Source organism: Actinomadura sp. K4S16 (genome assembly GCF_008327685.1).
Taxonomy (GTDB): Bacteria; Actinomycetota; Actinomycetes; order Streptosporangiales; family Streptosporangiaceae; genus Spirillospora.
On record NZ_BDDE01000015.1, the window covers coordinates 202,922 to 221,636 of the forward strand.

Genomic DNA, 18,715 nt, shown 5'->3' on the forward strand with positions numbered 1-18,715 from the left:
GCCGGGTCGGGGCCGGGTCAGGCGTCGTCGTCGGAGGGCTTGGCCGCCGCCGCGGCCTTGGCCTCCTTCGCCGCCTCGGCCCGCTCCCACTCCTGCTGCCGGAGATCCGCCTCGCGGGGCGCCTGGATCTTCTTCATCTGCTTGCCCATCGAGCGGATCAGGAAGACCGTCGCGGCCAGCAGCACGAGGAACACCACGAAGCCGAGGACGCCGGGGGTGACCGTGTCGTCGTTCAGCGGCATGGCGTAGACGGCTGGCATCACAAGCACACCTTCTCCCGGACGCCGGCGAACAGGTCGTCCTCCGGCAGTTCCGTGTCGACCAGGGACCTGGCCAAATGGTAGTCCTCGGTCGGCCATGCCGCGCGCTGGACGTCGAGCGGGACGACGAACCAGAACCCGTTCGGGTCGATCTGCGTGGCGTGGGCGAGCAGGGCCTGGTCCCTGGTCTCGAAGTGGTCGGCGCAGGGGACGCGGGTGGTGACCTCCCACCTGGCGCGCTGGTCGCCCTCCTCCTCGAAGCGCTTCAGCCAGTCGCCGTAGGGCGACTCCAGGCCGGCCTTCTCCATCGCGGAGTGCAGGGCGAGGATGCGCTCCTTGCTGAAGGTCATGTGGTAGTAGAGCTTCAGCGGCTGCCAGGGGTCGCCGGCGTCGGGGTAGCGCTCCGGGTCGCCCGCGGCCTCGAACGCCTCCACCGACACCTCGTGGCACTTCACGTGGTCGGGATGGGGGTAGCCGCCGTTCTCGTCATAGGTGAGCATCACGTGCGGGCGGAACTCGCGGACCGCGCGCACCAGCGGCTCGGCGGCGGTCTCCAGCGGCTCCAGCGCGAAGCAGCCCTCCGGCAGCGGGGGCAGCGGGTCGCCCTCGGGGAAGCCGGAGTCGACGAATCCCAGCCAGCGCTGCCCGACGCCGAGGATCTCGCGGGCCCGCGCCATCTCCTCCTCGCGGACCTTGCCGATGTCGGCCTTGATCTCGGGCCGGTCCATCGCCGGGTTCAGGATGTCGCCGCGCTCACCGCCGGTGCAGGTGACGACGAGGACCTCGACTCCTTCGGCGACGTAGCGGGCCATCGTGGCCGCGCCCTTACTGGACTCGTCGTCGGGGTGCGCGTGCACCGCCATGAGCCGCAGGGGCTCGTCGCGGCCGCAGGGCCGTTCGAGCGCCGCACCGCCCATGGCGTCGGACGTACCGTCGATGACCTCGGACACTGGGGGTCTCCCTCTCCGGACTGTTGAGCGGGCCCCGGTTCGAGGCACGCGCCATGACAGACGAGAATGAATTGTCCCTGACAACGTCCGCACCCCGCACGAGGATTCCCGCCATGACGACGAGCGTGTCGAAAGCAGAGGCTCCGGCCGCGTCCCGGCGGAGCCGGCTCGGGCTGGCGGTCATCGGCCTCCTGACGGCGCTGGGGGCGGCCGGCTTCGGCATCCTCGCCGCGCACACGGGGCAGACGCCCGGAATCGTGTCGCAGACGGTCACCTACGACATCACCGACACGTCGGTCGAGCTCAACTACACGGTGGCCAAGGGGAAGGGCGACGACGTGCGCTGCACGGTGGACGCCTACGACACCGCCTTCGCCGTGCTCGCGCAGAAGGAGGTCTCCGTGCCGCCCGGGACGTCCAGCGTCAAGGGGACGGAGACGCTCCAGACGCCGCGGCGGGCCACCGGGGCGAGGATCCGCGACTGCCGCAAGGTCTGACCCGCCTGCCGCTGACGGCAGGCCTTTACGGCCGGTGAGTGGCGGGACACGATTGGCGGATTGCGGACGCCGAGTTCAGGGAACCTTTACCCGCACACACCGGATAGGCTTGAGGTTTCACCCAGCCGCACTTCATGTCGATGTGACGCCCGCCCGCGGGGGTGGACCGATCGCACCATGTGGATGAGGAGTACCCGTGACCGAGACCCGCGCTGACAACGTCACCTGGCTGACCCAGGAGGCGTACGACCGGCTCAAGGCTGAGCTGGACCACCTGTCGGGCCCGGGCCGCATCGAGATCGCTCAGAAGATCGAGGCGGCGCGGGAGGAGGGCGACCTGCGCGAGAACGGCGGCTACCACGCGGCCAAGGAGGAGCAGGGCAAGATCGAGGGCCGGATCCTCCAGCTCCAGGGCATCCTGGAGAACGCCCGCGTCGGCGAGGCGCCGCGCACCGAGGGCGTGGTCGGGCCGGGCATGACCGTCACGGTCTCGTTCGAGGGCGACGACGAGGAGGTGACGTTCCTGCTCGCCTCCCGCGAGGAGGTCGGCGCTCCCATCGACGTGTACTCGCCCAAGTCGCCGCTCGGTTCCGCGATCGACGGCAAGAAGGTCGGCGACAAGGCCACCTACAACCTCCCCAACGGCCGTTCCATGACCGTGGAGATCCTCGACGCCACCCCCTACGGCGGCGCGTAGCCGCCGGCTTCGGCACTGCGGAGGTGAAGACCGCCGGGCGGATTCCGCCCGGCGGTCCTTGCTTGCGCGCCCTCACCCCGGCACCCGTCCCCGGGGCGCGCCGCCCGGCGTCCCGCCCTCGGACGGCCCGCCCCTGGACTGCCCGGCCACCGCGCGCACCAGGGGCAGGGTTCGGTAGGGGATCTGGTTGGCGAGGGAGATGACCGACGAGGCGCGCTCCACGCCCGCGACGTCCACGATGACGTCGATGACGCGCTGGAGGTCGGTGTTGCTGCGGGCGACGATGCGGCACAGCATGTCGCCGCCGCCGGTGATGGTGTGGGCCTCGATCACCTCGGGCACCTGGGCGAGCCGGGCCGCCACCGGGTCGTGGCCGCCCGCCTGCCGCAGCTGCAGCGTGACGAAGGCCGTCACCCCGTAGCCGAGCGCGGCCGGGTCGATCTCCGGGCCGTGGCCGGCGATGACGCCGTCCCGCGCGAGCCGGTCCAGCCGGGCCTGGACGGTCCCGCGCGCGACCCCGAGCCGCCGGGACGCCTCCAGGACGCCGACCCGGGGTTCGGCGGCGAACAGCTCGATCAGCCGGCCGTCCAGTTCGTCGATCGGCACGGCACCCTCCTGTGGTCGTGGTCACCATGTACAGAGCGACCGGTCCGAACGCGGATGCGCTGTACAGATTGTCCAGTATTTCAACCCGCTCTTGCGCACCTTGCAGGCACATGTCGAGATTGGGTGGTATGGATGAGTTTCCGGTCAAGGGTATGGACGCCGTCGTCTTCGCCGTCGGCAACGCCAAACAGGCCGCCCACTACTACTCGACCGCGTTCGGCATGCGCCGGGTCGCCTACCGGGGCCCGGAGAACGGCAGCCCGGACGAGGCGGTGCACGTGCTGGAGTCGGGCGGCGCCCGGTTCGTGTTCCGCGGCCCGGTGAAGGCGGGCACCGAGCTCGGACGGCACATCGCCGAGCACGGCGACGGAGTGGTGGACCTCTCGATCGAGGTGCCCGACGTCGAGCACGCCTACCGGCACGCGCTCGCGAAGGGCGCCACCGGCCTGGAGGAGCCGCACGTCCTGGAGGACGAGTACGGCAAGGTGACGGTCGCGGCGATCGCCACATACGGCGAGACCCGGCACACGCTGGTCGACCGCTCGAACTACACCGGCCCCTACCTGCCGGGGTTCGAGCCCGCCGACCCCATCGTGGAGCCGGTGGAGAAGCGGTTCTTCCAGGCGATCGACCACTGCGTCGGCAACGTCGAGCGCATGGACGAGTGGGCCGAGTTCTACCACCGGGTCATGGGCTTCACCGACATGGCGGAGTTCGTCGGCGACGACATCGCGACCGAGTACTCGGCGCTGATGTCCAAGGTGGTCGCGGACGGCACCCGCAAGGTGAAGTTCCCCCTGAACGAGCCCGCGGAGAGCAAGCGCAAGTCGCAGATCGACGAGTACCTGGAGTTCTACGGCGGGCCGGGCGTGCAGCACATCGCGCTCGCCACCAACGACATCCTGGCCTCGGTCGACCGGATGCGGGCCGCGGGCGTGGAGTTCCTGGAGAGCCCCGACTCCTACTACGAGGACCCCGAGCTGCGCGAGCGCATCGGCCAGGTGCGGGTCCCCATCGAGGAGCTGCAGAAGCGCCGGATCCTGGTCGACCGGGACGAGGACGGCTACCTGCTGCAGATCTTCACCAAGCCCGTCCAGGACCGTCCGACCGTGTTCTTCGAACTGATCGAGCGGCACGGCTCGCTCGGCTTCGGCAAGGGCAACTTCAAGGCGCTGTTCGAGGCGATCGAGCGGGAGCAGGAGCGCCGCGGCAACCTGTGACGCTCTGACCCCTGTGACACCCCGGCACCCGTGAGGCCGCGGCGGCGCCCCCGCCGCGGCGCCTGAAGGCTCGGGGGACTCGGCCCCGGACGCGCCCGCGTCCGGGGCCGGTCGTCACCGTGGCGACGCCGTGACCTCCTGTACCGGGCACACTGTGGGGCCATGAGCGAACCACCCCAGGACACCCCGAAGCCGGACAGCGGCTGGCAGCCCCCGGACCGGCCGCGGGAGGAGGCGCAGGAGGAGGCGCCCGTCTCGCCCGAGCGCCCGCCGCCGTACCAGGGCTCGTACGGCGGGCCGCCCGCCCAGGCCGCTCCCATGGCCGGATACGGCCACCCCGGCGCCCTGCCGCAGGCGCCACCGGTTCCGGGCTACGGCCCGCCCGGCGTCCCCCACCCCGGCTTCGGAGGCGGCACGCAGGACGCGGTCGCCGGACGCGCGGCTCGGCTCGGCGCCGGGATCATCGACAGCGTCGTCCTCAGCATCGGGACGGTGCCGGCCGTCCTGTTCTCGATCCGCTGGGACCGGATGCGCGACTCCATCGAGTCCGGCGAGCCGGTCACGAACCCGCTGGACCTCTACAACATCCCTCGCCTCCTCGTCGGATACGGGATCGTTGTCCTGCTGGGCTTCGTGTACTTCACCGTCCTGCACGCCCGGTGGGGCCAGACCCTGGGCAAGAAGGCGTTCGGCATCCGGCTCGTGCGGGCCGACGACAGGTCGGCGGTGAGCTGGGGCCAGGCGCTCGGACGACAGGCGATCGTCTACGGCATCGGCGTGGCGACGGGCGCACTGAACCTCCTCTTGGCCGGCGGCGCGATCCTCGGCCTCCTCGGCCTCCTCGACAACGCCTGGATCCTGTGGGACGACCGGCGCCAGGCGCTGCACGACAAGGCGGTCAAGACGATCGTGGTGAAGGTGACGCCATGGACGCCGAACCCCTACGCCCGCGACCGGTCCGGGTCGTGAACGCGTCCCGGCAAGGGCCTGCCATGCGCACGTAAACATTCCGGCTCCACCCGGGCGCGGCAGGGTTGACCTGCGGCGACGCGGCGACCCTCTCGGCATGACGCAACCGCCGCACGACCCCGCGTCCGGGCGAGAGCCGGAGGACGACCGGCCGCACGAGGACCGGGAGCAGCCCGACCGGCCGGGCCCCTACGGCGGCGGGCAGCCGTACGGGGAGGAACCCCAGGACCGACGACCGCCCTACGGAGAGCAGCCCCCGCACGAAGAGCCGCAGCCGTACGGGGAATGGCCGCCGCCGGGCGGACGGCAACAGTACGGCGGACAGCAGCAGCCCTATGGCGAGCAGCAGCCACCCGGCGGTCAACAGCCCTACGGGGAGCAGCAGCAGTGGGGGCAACAGCCACCCGAAGGGCAGCAGCCCTATGGCGGCCGGCAGCCCTACGGGGAGCAACCGCCTTACGGCGAGCAGCATCCACAAGGCGAGCAGCCTCCGCACGGAGAGCAGCAGCCGTACGGAGAGTGGCCGCCACCGGGAGGGCAGCAGCGGCCCTACGGCGAGCAGCCGCCCGGCGGTCAGCAGCCCTATGGCGAGCGGCCGCCCTATGGCGAGCGGCAGGCCCATGGCGAGCAGCAGCAGTGGGGCCAGCAGCCGCCCGGCGGTCAGCAGCCTTACGGCGAGCAGCAGCCGTACGGCGGGCAGCAGCCGTACGGTCAGCCGCCTTACGGTGAGCAGGGGCAGTGGCAGCAGCAGCCCTACGGCGGGCAGTACGGCGCCCAGCCGGGATACGGGCAGCAGTATCCGGGGCAGGGCGCGGGCGGGTACGCGCATCCGCCGGCGGAGCTCGCGAGCCGCTGGGCGCGGCTGGGCGGGGGCCTCGTCGACCTCATCATCATCGGCATCGTGACGGGCCTGATCTCGATCCCGTTCGTCAACTGGGACAACGTCGTCAATCCCGAGCCCGGCACCACCATGTACGACGGCGCCCGGGTGGGGACGAACGCGATCAGCGTCGTGCTGGCGTTCTTCTACTTCTGGCTGATGCACGCCAAATGGGGGCAGACGCTCGGCAAGATGCTGGCGCGGACGCGGGTGGTCCGGGCCGACGACGGCCAGGCGATCACCAATGGCCAGGCCGCGGGGCGCTCCGCGTTCTACAGCGTGCTCGGCGGCATCTGCGGCTGCATCGGCCTGATCGACATCGCGTGGATCCTCTGGGACCAGCGCAAGCAGGCGCTGCACTGCAAGGTGGCGCAGACGGTCGTCGTCAAGGCCGATCCGTACCGGGCGAATCCGTACGCCAGTCGCTGAGAGCGCCCGCGCCGGCGGGGTTCCGGCGGCCGTCCGAGTTGCCGGGCGGGGTCCCGTCCGGGCAGGCTGGACGGCGTGCATATGGCCGGAAACTCCCCCAGCCCCCGTCGTACCGGCCCAAGGGCCGTCCGCGGCACCGCGTTCCGCGGCGCGGCAGGGCTGGCGGCCCTCGCCGTCGCGGGGTCGCTGACCGCAGCCTGCCAGGCCCCGTTCGGCAACCCGGGCGAGTCCGGACCGCCCAAGGGACCGGTGGTGAACGGCCCGGCGGGCCCGACGACCGCGGGCGACGACTACGTGCCGGGCAACGGCAACGGCGGCTACGACGTCCAGCACTACGGGCTGAAGCTGACCATCACGCCGGACGGCCCGAAGCAGCTCGACGGCGTCGCGACGATCACCGCGAAGGCGACCGCGAAGCTCGCCCGGTTCAACCTCGACCTCACCGGCCTGGACGTGTCCTCCATCAAGGTGGACGGCGCGCCCGCGCGGCAGCAGCGCGGCGGCGGCGAGCTGGAGGTGACGCCCGCCAAGCCCCTGGAGAAGGGCAGCACCTTCACCACGGTGGTCGCCTACTCGGGGACGCCGCGGCCGGTGTCGGACCCGGTGCTCGGCCGGTACGGCTGGATCCGCACGTCCGACGGCGTCTTCGTGGCGTGCCAGCCGAGCGGCGCGCACACCTGGTTCCCCAGCAACGACCATCCGAGCGACAAGGCCACCTTCGACTTCGAGATCACCGTCCCGCAGGGCCTGACGGCGATCGCCAACGGCGAGCCGGACACGCCGCCGCAGGACTCCGGCGGCGGGGCGACCGGAACGCCGCCGGGTCTGCCGGGCGGTCCGCCCACCGAGCCGCCGGGCACCGAGCCGACGGACGGGCCGGGGGTCGTGCCGGTCGCCCACCGCGCCGAGGCCGGCGCCACGACGACCTCGAAGTGGCGGGTCAAGGACCCGATGGCCACCTACCTGGCGACGGTCGACGTCGGCCGGTTCGCGGTGCGGACGGGCAAGACGGCGGGCGGCATCCCCAACATCACCGCCGTGGACGCGTCGACCGCCGGCGTGAGCGTCGACCAGTTCCACCAGCTGAACGGCCAGGTCATCGACGAGTGGTCCAAGCTGTTCGGCCCGTACCCGTTCTCCTCGACCGGCGGTCTGATCGACGACGCGGACGTCGGCTTCGCGCTGGAGACGCAGACGCGGCCGGTGTACGGGGCGTTCGGGCTCCAGCCGACCATCGTCGCGCACGAGCTGGCCCACCAGTGGTTCGGCGACAGCGTCAGCGTGACGCGCTGGCAGGACATCTGGCTGAACGAGGGCTTCGCGACCTACGCCGAGTGGCTGTGGGACGAGAAGACCGGCGGCCAGAGCGTGCAGGAGCACTTCGACGAGGCCTACAGCGGCATCGGCGGACGGGAGCTGTGGGACGTCCCGCCCGGCAACCCCGGCCGCAAGCAGATGTTCGGCCGGTCGGTGTACGACCGGGGCGGCATGACGCTGGTCGCGCTGCGCGGCCGGGTCGGCGAGGACGTCTTCTACAAGATCCTCAAGACCTGGACGAAGGAGCACCGGCACTCCGGCGGCACGACGAAGCAGTTCGTCGAGACGGCGAACCGGGTGTCGGGCAAGAAGCTCGACGCGTTCTTCGACGACTGGCTGTTCAAGAAGGGCCGTCCCGCCAAATGACCGGGTGACCCAGGTCCGCCGCAGGTGAACGTCCGGCAAGGACGGGGGAAAGCCCGGCGGGCCGCCAGACCGGCGAGGCGGGCGCGCCGCCACCATCGGCTTGGTGAAGGGGCCATCTCGGCGAACGACCGCGGCCTTGGCCGTCGCGATCCTGGCCGGGTCGCCCGGCGCCGCCTCCGCGTCCGCGTCCAAGGGGGCCGAGGAGGCCGGTGATCCGGCCGCCTCGGCGGGGCTGCGCGCGGTCGCGGCTTGTCCACAGCCCTCCCGGCCTGGCGCGCGGCCCGGTGACCGCGGCACGCCCTCGCCGGGAGCGGCCGGCCTGGGCGACTCCTACATCAAGGACGCGGGCAACGGCGGCTACGACGTCGCCCACTACGACGTCGCGCTGGCCTACGCGGGCGTCAGGACGGGAGCGGTCGAAGCGACGGTGACGGTCACCGCGACCGCCGCGCAGGACCTCTCCGCGTTCGACCTCGACTTCCGCGGTCCGCGGATCACCGCCGTCTCGGTGGACGGCCGGGAGGCGGGCCACCGCCGCGCCGGCCGGGAGCTCGTGGTCACGCCCGCCGAGCCGATCAGCGCCGGGCGGACGTTCCGGACCACCGTCCGGTACGCGGGCAGGCCGCAGCCGGTCCGGGACCGGACATTCGGCACCTACGGCTGGACGCCGAGCAGGGACGGCGCCGTCGTGGCCTCCCAGCCGGACGGCGCGTCCAGCTGGCTGCCGGTGAACGACCACCCCAGCGACAAGGCCACGTACGCGTTCCGCATCACGGTCCCGCAGGGCCTGCGCGCCGTGGCGAACGGGCGGCCCGGCCCCGTCCGCGCCGGCGCCGCGGCCACCACCTACGAGTGGACCGAGGACGCGCCGATGGCGAGCTACCTGGCCACCGTCGCCATCGGACGGTTCGAGGTGCGGCGCACCGAGGCGGCCGGCGTCCCGGTCATCACGGCGGTGGACCCCGCGTTCCGGTCGTCGGCGAAGCGGCTGGAGAGCACCACCGCCCAGGTGCTGAGGTGGGCGGCGCCGCTCTTCGGCCCGTACCCGTTCGCGACCGCGGGCGGCATCGTCGACGACCCGAAGCTCGGCTACGCCCTGGAGACGCAGGAGCGCCCGCTCTACGGCGGGTTCGCGCCGGACGAGGGCTTCGTCGTCCACGAGATGGCCCACCAGTGGTTCGGCGACAGCGTCGGGCTGTGCGACTGGAGCGACATCTGGCTCAACGAGGGCTTCGCGACCTACGCCGAGTGGCTGTGGCGCGAGCGCACCGGCAAGGACTCCGCCCAGAAGATCTTCAAGCGGTACTACGCGCGGGCCGCGGGTTCGCCGGTCTTCCGGCCGCCGCCGGGCGCGCCCGGGGCCGCGAAGATGTTCGGCTACTCCGTCTACATCCGGGGCGCGATGACCTTGCAGGCGCTCCGGAACCGGGTCGGCGACAGGGCGTTCTTCACGATCCTGCGGACCTGGACGGCCGAGCACCGCCACTCCACCGCCACGACGGCGCAGTTCGCCGCGCTGGCCGAGCGGGTGTCGGGCCAAAGGCTCACGACTCTGTTCCAGGCATGGCTCCGCGCGGATACCAAACCGCGGACTTGGTGACCCGAAGCCGGATCCGGCCACAAAAACCTCACGTCAAAGGCAGATTCGATATCAAATCGCGCTTGTGCGGACCCGGTTCACGAGAAAGTCTTTGAGCGCGGTTATCACGTTCCACCGAGGCTACCGAGGACGAGCTTGATGAGCAGAACCCCCAGAGCGCTGGCCGCCGTGACGCTGGGCGTCGCGGCGAGCCTCGCGGTGACCGCCGCGCCCGCGGGCGCCGCAGAGCGGTTCACGCCCGGCGCGCCCGGCGCGGGCGACCCCTACTTCCCCGACATGGGCAACGGCGGCTACGACGTCGCCCACTACGACATCGGCCTGAAGTACGACCCCGCGACGAAGGGGATCCAGGCGGTGACCCGCGTGACGGCGCGGGCGACGCAGAACCTGTCCCGCTTCGACCTGGACTTCCTCGGCCCGCTGAAGATCTCCTCGCTGAAGGTGGACGGCCGGGCCGCGTCCTACACCCGGACGGGCGCCCAGGAACTGGTCATCACCCCGCGCAAGGGGATCCGGGACCGCCGCACCTTCACGGTCACCGTGGCGTACTCCGGCGTTCCGCAGCGGATCGACGACGACACTCTCGGCACGTCCGGCTGGGTGGCGACCAACGACGGCGCGGTGATGCTCAACCAGCCGTTCGGCGCGGCCGCCGTCTACCCGGTCAACGACCACCCGACCGACAAGGCGACCTACACCTACACGCTGTCGGCCCCGAGCGGCCTCACCACGCTCGCCAACGGCGACCTGCGCGCCAAGCGGACCGCGGGCGGCTGGACGACCACCCGCTGGGACGTCCGCAACCCGATGGCCAGCGAGCTCGCAATGATCGCGATCGGCCGGTACGACGTCGTCAGCGGGCGGACCAAGGCGGGCATCCCCAACCTGACCGCGACCGACCAGGCCATGGCCGTCAAGGCCGAGGACGCGAAGAAGTTCCACGAGCAGACCGCCGAGGTCACGGACTTCCAGAACGCCCTCTACGGCCGCTACCCGTTCACCTCGACGGGCGGGATCGTCGTCAAGGCCGGGGTCGGCTACGCGCTGGAGACGCAGGGCCGTCCCGTCTACGACCTGGGCCGCCGCCCGGGCGCGATCCCGAGCACCAGCCTCCTCGCGCACGAGCTGGGCCACCAGTGGTTCGGCGACTCGGTGTCCCCGAAGAAGTGGGCCGACATCTGGCTGAACGAGGGCTTCGCGACGTACTCCGAGTGGATGTACAGCGCGGCGCACGGCGGCAAGAGCGTCCAGGCGCTGTTCGACGAGACCTACGCCACGCCCGCGAGCGACGACCTGTGGACGGGCAAGGTCGCCGACCCGGGCCGCGACCACATCTTCGACGGGCTCGTCTACGACCGCGGCGCCATGGCCGTCCACGTGCTGCGCACGAAGATCGGCGAGAAGGCGTTCCTCCGGCTGCTGAAGGCGTGGCCGGCGGCGTACCGGTACGGCAACGCCTCCACGGGCGACTTCGTCCGCTTCGCCGAGAAGCTCTCCGGCAAGGACCTGGACGCTTGGGCCAAGGCGTGGCTCTACTCCGAGGGCAAGCCCGCCCTGTAGGGCCCCACCCTCACGCCGAGCCGGCCGTGCAGCCGGGGCCTGTCTCGAACTGGCCCCGGCCACGCACGCGAACGCGTGACCTGGCCGGTGGAGCGAAGCCGGAGGCGAGCGGAACCGGGCAGATCGCGAAGCGATGCCGCGTTCGCCCAGGCACGGTCACGTAGCGAGCCGCCAGGCGAGCGAAGTGGGCCGGGACTGTTGAAACGCAGGCTAGCTCAGCGTGAGGGTGTAGCCCTTTTCGCGCAGGCGGCCTATGACGTCCTCGGAATGGTCGGCCCCGCGGGTCTCCAGGTGCATGAGCACCTCGGCCTCCTCGACATGGAGGCGCGCCGCCATGCGCTCGTGCATGACGTCCAGGACGTTGACGCCCAGTTCGGCCAGCTCGCTCAGCAGGGTCACCAGGGCGCCCGGACGGTCCTTCAGGCGGCAGCGGACCACGAGGTACCGCCCGGCGCCCGCGAGGCCGTGCCGCAGCACCTTCGACAGCAGCAGCGGGTCGATGTTGCCGCCCGACAGCAGCACCACGACGGGCGGCTCGACGGCGTACGCGTGCTCCAGCAGCGCCGCCACGCCCGCCGCCCCCGCGGGCTCGACGACCTGCTTGGCGCGTTCGAGGCAGAGCAGGAGCGCCTGGGAGATCGACTCCTCGCTCACCGTGACGACGGCGTCCACCAGTTCGGTGAACATGGCGTAGGTCAGCTCGCCGGGGCGGCCGACCGCGATACCGTCCGCCATCGTGCGCTCGATCTCGATCTGGGTGGGCTTGCCGGCCGCGAGCGACGGCGGGAACGCCGCGGCCCGCTTGGCCTGCGCGCCGACGAGCTTGACGTCGCCGCCGCCGGTCTCCTTCGCCAGCCCCTTCACCGCCGCCGCGGTCCCGGCCAGCAGCCCGCCGCCGCCCACCGGCGACACGATCGTCCGGGCCTCCGGGCACTGCTCCATGACCTCCAGGCCGATCGTGGCCTGGCCCGCGACGACGTCGGGATGGTCGAACGGGTGGATGAACACCGCGCCGCACTCGTCCGCGTACTCCTGCGCGGCGACGAGGCACTCGTCCACGGTCGGCCCCGGGAAGACGACCTCGGCGCCGTAGCCCCGGGTCGCGGCGATCTTCGGCAGCGGCGCGCCGACCGGCATGAACACGGTGGCCTTGCAGCCGAGCATCGAGGCGGCCAGCGCGACGCCCTGCGCGTGGTTGCCCGCGCTCGCCGCGACCACGCCGCCCGCCCGCTCCTCCTCGCTCAGCCGGGCGATCCGCACGTACGCGCCGCGGATCTTGAAGGAGCCGGTGCGCTGCAGGTTCTCGCACTTCAGCAGGACGGGCCCGCCGATCTGCTCCGACAGCACCCGGGAGGGGATCAGCGGCGTGGGCACGGCCACCCCGCTCAGCAGCTCCCGGGCGGCGCGGACGTCGTCGACGCCGACGGAGGTCAGACCAGTTCTGCTCATGTTCCCCTGTGAGGGGGCGACCCCCCACACCCCCCGGCTCGCTTCGCTCATTGAGTCATCCTCGCACGCCAGCCCTACCCCGCACTCCAGTAACGATCTTGGGCGTAGACCAGGGCCGCGGCGCCGACGAGCCCGGCGGTCTGCCCGAGCTCCGCCGGGACGATCCGCAGGCGGCGCGCGAACTCCATCCTGGCGTGCTCGCCGAACGCCTCCTCCAGGGGGTCGAAGAGCAGCGGCCCCGCCTGCGCCAGGCCGCCGCCGATCGCCGCGACCTCCAGATCGCACAGGTGCGTCGCGGACGCGATCGCGATGCCGAGGGCGCGGCCCGCGCGGCGCATCGCCGCGCACGCGACCGGGTCCCCGCGACGGGCGTCCTCGGTCAGCTCCACGCCGGTGGCGTAGACGCTCCCGGGCCGCCAGCCCTGCTCGCGCGCCCACGCGACCAGCCCCGGCCCGCGGGCGACCGCCTCCAGGCAGCCGCGACCGCCGCACCCGCAGGGCGGCCCGCCGGGCTCGACGATGACGTGCCCGATGTGCCCGGCGTTGCCGCTCGCGCCGTTCACCAGCCGCCCGCCCAGGATGAGCCCGCCGCCGACGCCAGTGGACACCACCATGCCGAGGACGTTGTCGTGCCCCCGCCCCGCGCCGAGCCAGTGCTCCCCGATCGCGACGCAGATCGCGTCGTTGTGGATGCGGACGGGCAGCCCCGGATACCGGGCCCGGAGCCGCTCGCGCAGCGGGAAGCCCCGCCACGCCGGGATGTTCAGCGGGGACACCTCGGCGGCGGGCCAGGTCATCGGCCCTCCGCAGCCCACGCCGACGCCCGCGAGGGGCGGATCGCCGGCGGCGGCGACGAGCGAGCCGAGCAGCGCCTCCAGCGCCCGCCACAGCTCCTCGCCGTCCACGCCCGGCGCGTTCGGGGTGGGGGCCCGGTCCTGGGCGGTGACCCGCCCGTCGGGCTCGACCAGCGCGGCGGCGAGCTTCGTCCCGCCGATGTCCACCGCGAGCACGGCGCTCAAACGGCCTCCTCGGCCCGGCCGAACGCGAGGATCGAGGCGGTGAAGCCGTGCACGTGGTTGCGCCCCGCGACCGGGCCGATCTCCCCGGCCGCGAAGAAGCCGCCGACCCCGGCCGGGCCGAAGGCGCGGTCCAGCACCTTGGCGTCGTGGTCGGAGTCGGGGAACATCGCCTGGCCGCGGCCGTTGCAGGAGAACAGCAGCGCGCCCTCGACCGGCGCGAGGTCGAACCGCTCCAGCAGCGCGGTGAGGTCCTCCTCGGCGGCGCCCGCGTCCCGGACCTGGAACCGGACGGTGCGCCCCACGTCCACCACGTCGCCGATCGCGATGGCGCCGGTGTCGGTGTCGGCCCCCACCACGCCGCGGACGAGGAAGTCGCCGTGCTCGTGCTCGTCGGCGTACTCGTCCATCGCGACCCCGATCAGCAGCCCGCGCCCGGCGAGCTCCTGCTCCTCCTCCGGAAGCCCGAGGACGATCTGCTCCAGCTTCTCCAGCGCCGGCACCCCCGCCAGCTCGTACAGGACGTTCTCCTCGGCCCTGGTCACCACCATGTCCGGGCCGATCGGGCGGGCCCCCTGGCTGACCACCGTGGCGGCGGCGACGGCCCCGCCGATCACCACGCCGACCGCGCCGTCCCGGTACACCTCGCCGCCGACGAACAGCCGGGCCTCGCCGAGCCCGGTCTCGCCGAGCCCGCTGCCCTCGGCCAGCCCGCCGACCAGCGGCAGCCCCGGCAGCGCGTCGTCCGAACGCTCCACGAACGCGTCCACGGGGAAGCTGGACGGGTCGGCCAGCAGCACGCCGACCACGTCGTCGTCCTGGGCTTCCGGCATCCCCACCACGATGAGCCGGTCGTCGCCCTTCAGCGTCTCCAGCCGGAACGCGTCGATCCGCGCGCCGGGCAGCACCGCCGCCCACGCGCTCACCGCGCCCCGCTCCTCCACTCCGCGCCCGGCCCCGATCACACCGGACGCGCTGCACCCCAGCAGCAGCGCCGCCCCGGCCGCGTGCTGCGCCGCCTGCGCCGCGGCCTCGATCTGGTCCGGGTCGTCGCCCGTGACGAACACGCACACCAGGTCGGGCGCCGCGCTCAGCGGCGCGAGCGCCTGCTCTACCGCCGCCGCGGCGGCGCTGGACAGATCGGGTCCGAGGGCCAGGCCATCACCGAATCGCGCCATCGGCGCCGCCTCCCTCACTCCGTTCGCCGGCTCCGTTCACACCTCCAGTCTCCCCCTCCGCGCCCGTTCCACCCAAACGTCGTCGGGATGGGACGGGACGGGCGAATCCCCGGCGGGGGTGCGATCGCGCGCACCGGCGACGTAGTGTCGATCGCGTGCGTTCATCCACACCACGCGAGTCCACACCCGGCGAATCCGCCCCCCGCGAATCGACCCTGGGCGCGCTGCGCGCAGGCGGCCACGTACAGCTTTCCGTCAAGGCCGAGATCCGCCGCAACCTGCTCGACCGGCTGAGATCCGGCGAGCCGCGCTTCCCGGGCATCCTCGGCTTCGACGACACCGTCCTGCCCCACCTGGAACGCGCCCTGCTCGCCGGGCACGACCTCGTGCTGCTGGGCGAGCGCGGGCAGGGCAAGACGCGGCTGATCCGCACCCTGGCCGGGCTCCTGGACGAGTGGACGCCCGTGGTGGCGGGCTGCGAGATCAACGACCACCCGTACGCGCCGGTCTGCGTGCGGTGCCGCCGCCTCGCCGACGAGCTGGGCGACGAGCTGCCGGTCGAGTGGAAGCACCGCGACGAGCGCTACGGCGAGAAGCTCGCCACGCCCGACACCAGCGTCGGCGACCTCATCGGCGACGTCGACCCGATCAAGGTGGCGGAGGGCCGCACCCTCGGCGACCCGGAGACCGTGCACTTCGGGCTCGTCCCGCGCACCAACCGCGGCGTCTTCTCCATCAACGAGCTGCCCGACCTCGCCGAGCGGATCCAGGTCGCGCTGCTGAACGTGCTTGAGGAGCGCGACGTCCAGGTCCGCGGCTACGCGCTGCGGCTGCCGCTGGACGTGCTGCTCGTCGCGTCCGCCAACCCCGAGGACTACACCAACCGGGGCCGGATCATCACCCCGCTGAAGGACCGCTTCGGCGCCGAGATCCGCACCCACTACCCGCTCGAACTGGACGCCGAGCTGGCGCTGATCCGCCAGGAGGCCGACTTCGCCGACCTCGCGGGCCTGCCCGCCGAGGTGCCGGACCACCTGATCGAGGTGATCGGGCGGTTCACCCGGCTCGTCCGCGAGTCGACGGCGGTGGACGCGCGGTCCGGGGTGTCGGCACGGTTCGCGCTGGCGGGCGCCGAGACCGTCGCGGCGGGCGCGGTGCGCCGGGCGGCGCTCACCGGGGAGGAGCACGCCGTCGCGCGGGTCTGCGACCTGCCGGCCGTCGTGCCGTCGCTGATGGGCAAGGTGGAGTTCGAGGTCAGCGAGGAGGGCCGCGAGCAGGAAGTGCTGGAGCACCTGCTGCGCCGCGCGGTCGCCGAGACCTACCGGCGGACGCTGGGCGCCGCCGACCTCACCGGGCTGCTCGACAAGTTCGACTCCGGGGAGAGCGTGGAGTCGGGCGAGCTGGTGTCGGCGCGGGAGCTGCTGCGCCGCATCGGCCAGGTGCCCGGCCTCGCCAAGGTCATGGAGAGGCTCGGCATGAGCGGGGAGTCCCCCGGTCAGGCCGCCGCGGCCCTGGAGTTCGCCCTGGAGGGGCTGTTCCTCACCCGGCGGCTGTCCAAGGACACCGCCGAGGGACGGGCCGACGGGACGGCGACGTACCGGACGTGACGCCGCGTCCCGAGGTCTCCACGCGCAAGGAGAGGCGATGAGCCGATACCGCTACGGCGCCTACGAGGACGGGCCCGACCCGCTCGCGCCGCCCTACGACGTCCGCGACGCGCTGGACGCCATGGGCGACTCGGTGCTGGACGGCACCCGCCCGAGCGACGCGCTCCGCGAGCTGCTGCGCCGCGGCCTGCCCGGGGCCCAGGGCCGCCGGGGCCTCGACGACATGCTCCGGCAGGTCCGGGAGCGGCGCCGCGCGCTGCGCGACCGGGGCCGCCTCGACGGGACCCTGGAGCAGGCCCGCGCGCTGCTGGACACCGCGATCGGGCAGGAGCGGGCCGAGCTGTTCCCCGACCCGAGCGACGACGCGCGGCTGCGCGAGGCGGAGCTCGACACACTGCCGTCCGACACCTCGCAGGCCATCCGGCGGCTGTCGGACTACGACTGGCGCTCGGACGCCGCCCGCCGCACCTTCGAGCAGCTGAAGGACCTGCTGCGCCGCGAGGTCCTCGACGCGCAGTTCCAGGGCATGAAGCAGGCCCTGGAGAACCAGGACCCGGCGGCCATGCAGCGGGTCAAGGACATGATGGCCGCGCTCAACCAGATGCTGGAGCGGGACGCGCGCGGCGAGCACACCCAGGAGGACTTCGACCGGTTCATGGGCGAGTACGGGGACATGTTCCCCGACTCCCCGCAGAACCTCGAAGAGCTGGTCGACTCGCTCGCCCGCCGCGCGGCCGCGATGGACCGGCTGCTCGCCTCGCTCAGCCCCGAGCAGCGCGCCGAGCTGGCCGGGCTCATGGAGCAGGCCATGCAGGACGCGGGCCTCGCCATGGAGATGACCCGGCTCGGCGACGCGCTGCGGGCCCGCCGCCCCGACCTCGGCTGGGGCCAGGCCGAGCAGATGACCGGCGACGACCCGCTCGGCATGGGCGACGCCACGACCGCGCTCGCGGAACTGGCCGACCTCAGCGAGCTGGAGGCGGCGCTCGGGCAGGACTACCCCGGCGCCCGGCTCGACGACATCGACGAGGAGGCCGTCCGGCGGGCCCTCGGCCGGCAGGCCGTCGACGACCTCGCCGAGCTGCGCCGCATCGAGGCCGAGCTGGAGCGGCAGGGCTACCTGCGGCGCCGGCGCGGGGAGCTGGAGCTGACGCCGAAGGCGGTGCGGCGGCTCGGCGAGACCGCGCTGCGCCGGGTGTTCTCCCAGCTGGCGTCCGGCCGCCAGGGCGACCACGACCAGCGGGACGCGGGCCAGGCGGGCGAGCTGACCGGCTCCAGCCGCGAGTGGCGGTTCGGCGACGAGCAGCCCCTCGACGTGGTCCGGACGGTGAGCAACGCGATCCGTCGCAGCGCCATGGAGCGCGGCGTCCCCGAGCACGGCACCGGCCTCGTCCCCCCGCCCGCGGGCGCGGCGCGGGTCACCGAGCCCGCGCCCGCCGCCGACGCCGTGGCGGTCGGCGGGAACGGTCCCCGGCGCCCGGACGGCGTGCGGCTCAGCGTGGACGACTTCGAGGTGCACGAGACCGAGCGCCGCACCGGCGCCGCCGTGTGCCTGCTGGTCGACCTGTCCTACTCGATGGTGCTGCGCGGGACGTGGGCGGCCGCCAAGCAAACCACGCTGGCCCTGCACACGCTCGTGACCAGCAAGTTCCCGCAGGACGCGATCCAGATCATCGGGTTCTCCAACTACGCGCGGGTCCTGCACCCGACGGAGATGGCGGGCCTCGACTGGGACATGGTGCAGGGCACCAACCTGCACCACGCCCTGATGATCGCGGGACGGCACCTGGACCGGCACCCCGACTTCGAGCCGATCGTCCTCGTCGTCACCGACGGCGAGCCGACCGCGCACCTGCGGCCGGACGGCCGCTCGCTGTTCGACTACCCGCCGTCCACCGACACGCTCGTGCTCACCCTCGCCGAGGTCGACAAGATGACCCGCCGAGGAGCCTGCATGAACTTCTTCATGCTCGCCGAGGACCGGCGCCTCGTGTCGTTCGTGGAGGAGGTAGCCCGGCGCAACGGCGGCCGCGTCTTCGCCCCCGACGCCGACCGCCTAGGCGAGTACGTAGTCAGCGACTACCTAAGAGTCCGGCGGGCTTAATCGCATTCGG

16 protein-coding genes are annotated in these 18,715 nt (G+C 72.8%); 10 read left to right on the forward strand and 6 right to left on the reverse strand.

Annotated features, from left to right (window positions below; translation table 11 throughout):
* Positions 1-17 precede the first annotated feature (17 nt).
* A complete protein-coding gene (locus K4S16_RS22145) occupies positions 18-260 on the reverse strand; it encodes a hypothetical protein (protein WP_235036982.1) in 243 nt (80 codons plus the stop codon).
* Complete coding sequence (gene mca, locus K4S16_RS22150; protein ID WP_149261231.1) at positions 260-1,177, reverse strand: mycothiol conjugate amidase Mca; 918 nt, start codon at positions 1,175-1,177, stop codon at positions 260-262. Before mca ends, K4S16_RS22145 begins: the two co-directional genes overlap by 1 nt.
* 146 nt (positions 1,178-1,323) lie before the next feature.
* On the opposite strand from mca, the gene K4S16_RS22155 reads away from it, so the two are divergent.
* Entirely contained in the window at positions 1,324-1,707 is a 384-nt protein-coding gene (locus K4S16_RS22155) for a DUF4307 domain-containing protein (RefSeq protein ID WP_149260926.1), read from the forward strand.
* 196 nt (positions 1,708-1,903) lie between these two features.
* Positions 1,904-2,404 (forward strand): transcription elongation factor GreA, encoded by a 501-nt coding sequence (gene greA, locus K4S16_RS22160; RefSeq protein ID WP_149260927.1) that lies wholly within the window; start codon positions 1,904-1,906, stop codon positions 2,402-2,404.
* A gap of 72 nt (positions 2,405-2,476) precedes the next feature.
* Here greA and K4S16_RS22165 read toward each other — a convergent pair whose 3' ends face one another.
* On the reverse strand, positions 2,477-3,010 hold the full coding sequence (locus K4S16_RS22165) for an Lrp/AsnC family transcriptional regulator (protein ID WP_149260928.1): 534 nt from the start codon (positions 3,008-3,010) through the stop codon (positions 2,477-2,479).
* 128 nt (positions 3,011-3,138) lie between these two features.
* Here K4S16_RS22165 and hppD point away from each other — a divergent pair, with 128 nt between their 5' ends.
* The 6 genes from hppD to K4S16_RS22195 all read left to right on the forward strand — a co-directional run bounded on the left by hppD (position 3,139) and on the right by K4S16_RS22195 (position 11,351).
* Positions 3,139-4,230: a 4-hydroxyphenylpyruvate dioxygenase gene (hppD, locus tag K4S16_RS22170; protein WP_200842031.1), complete on the forward strand. Its 1,092-nt coding sequence runs from the start codon at positions 3,139-3,141 to the stop codon at positions 4,228-4,230.
* A 162-nt stretch (positions 4,231-4,392) separates the two neighbouring features.
* The gene (locus tag K4S16_RS22175) at positions 4,393-5,199 is read left to right on the forward strand and encodes an RDD family protein (protein ID WP_149260930.1); all 807 of its coding nucleotides are present in this window, start codon (positions 4,393-4,395) and stop codon (positions 5,197-5,199) included.
* Positions 5,200-5,296: 97 nt separating this feature from the next.
* Positions 5,297-6,508, forward strand: coding sequence for an RDD family protein (locus K4S16_RS22180; RefSeq protein ID WP_149260931.1), 1,212 nt, complete (start codon positions 5,297-5,299; stop codon positions 6,506-6,508).
* A gap of 81 nt (positions 6,509-6,589) precedes the next feature.
* On the forward strand, positions 6,590-8,191 hold the full coding sequence (locus tag K4S16_RS22185; RefSeq protein ID WP_149260932.1) for a M1 family metallopeptidase: 1,602 nt from the start codon (positions 6,590-6,592) through the stop codon (positions 8,189-8,191).
* Positions 8,192-8,327: 136 nt separating this feature from the next.
* Positions 8,328-9,791 (forward strand): M1 family metallopeptidase, encoded by a 1,464-nt coding sequence (locus tag K4S16_RS22190; protein WP_235036983.1) that lies wholly within the window; start codon positions 8,328-8,330, stop codon positions 9,789-9,791.
* 138 nt (positions 9,792-9,929) lie between these two features.
* Positions 9,930-11,351 (forward strand): M1 family metallopeptidase, encoded by a 1,422-nt coding sequence (locus K4S16_RS22195; protein WP_149260933.1) that lies wholly within the window; start codon positions 9,930-9,932, stop codon positions 11,349-11,351.
* Positions 11,352-11,561: 210 nt separating this feature from the next.
* Here the strand turns inward: K4S16_RS22195 and ilvA are convergent, their stop codons facing one another.
* The 3 genes from ilvA to K4S16_RS22210 all read right to left on the reverse strand — a co-directional run bounded on the left by ilvA (position 11,562) and on the right by K4S16_RS22210 (position 14,994).
* A complete protein-coding gene (gene ilvA / locus K4S16_RS22200) occupies positions 11,562-12,800 on the reverse strand; it encodes a threonine ammonia-lyase (RefSeq protein ID WP_235036984.1) in 1,239 nt (412 codons plus the stop codon).
* A gap of 74 nt (positions 12,801-12,874) precedes the next feature.
* Positions 12,875-13,810: an ROK family protein gene (locus K4S16_RS22205; RefSeq protein WP_308800812.1), complete on the reverse strand. Its 936-nt coding sequence runs from the start codon at positions 13,808-13,810 to the stop codon at positions 12,875-12,877.
* Between the two features lie 5 nt (positions 13,811-13,815).
* The gene (locus K4S16_RS22210) at positions 13,816-14,994 is read right to left on the reverse strand and encodes an FIST N-terminal domain-containing protein (RefSeq protein WP_149260935.1); all 1,179 of its coding nucleotides are present in this window, start codon (positions 14,992-14,994) and stop codon (positions 13,816-13,818) included.
* A gap of 155 nt (positions 14,995-15,149) precedes the next feature.
* On the opposite strand from K4S16_RS22210, the gene K4S16_RS22215 reads away from it, so the two are divergent.
* Positions 15,150-16,601, forward strand: a complete 1,452-nt coding sequence (locus tag K4S16_RS22215; RefSeq protein ID WP_149260936.1) for a sigma 54-interacting transcriptional regulator — start codon at positions 15,150-15,152, stop codon at positions 16,599-16,601.
* Between the two features lie 37 nt (positions 16,602-16,638).
* Positions 16,639-18,705 (forward strand): VWA domain-containing protein, encoded by a 2,067-nt coding sequence (locus K4S16_RS22220; RefSeq protein ID WP_149260937.1) that lies wholly within the window; start codon positions 16,639-16,641, stop codon positions 18,703-18,705.
* Positions 18,706-18,715 lie beyond the last annotated feature (10 nt).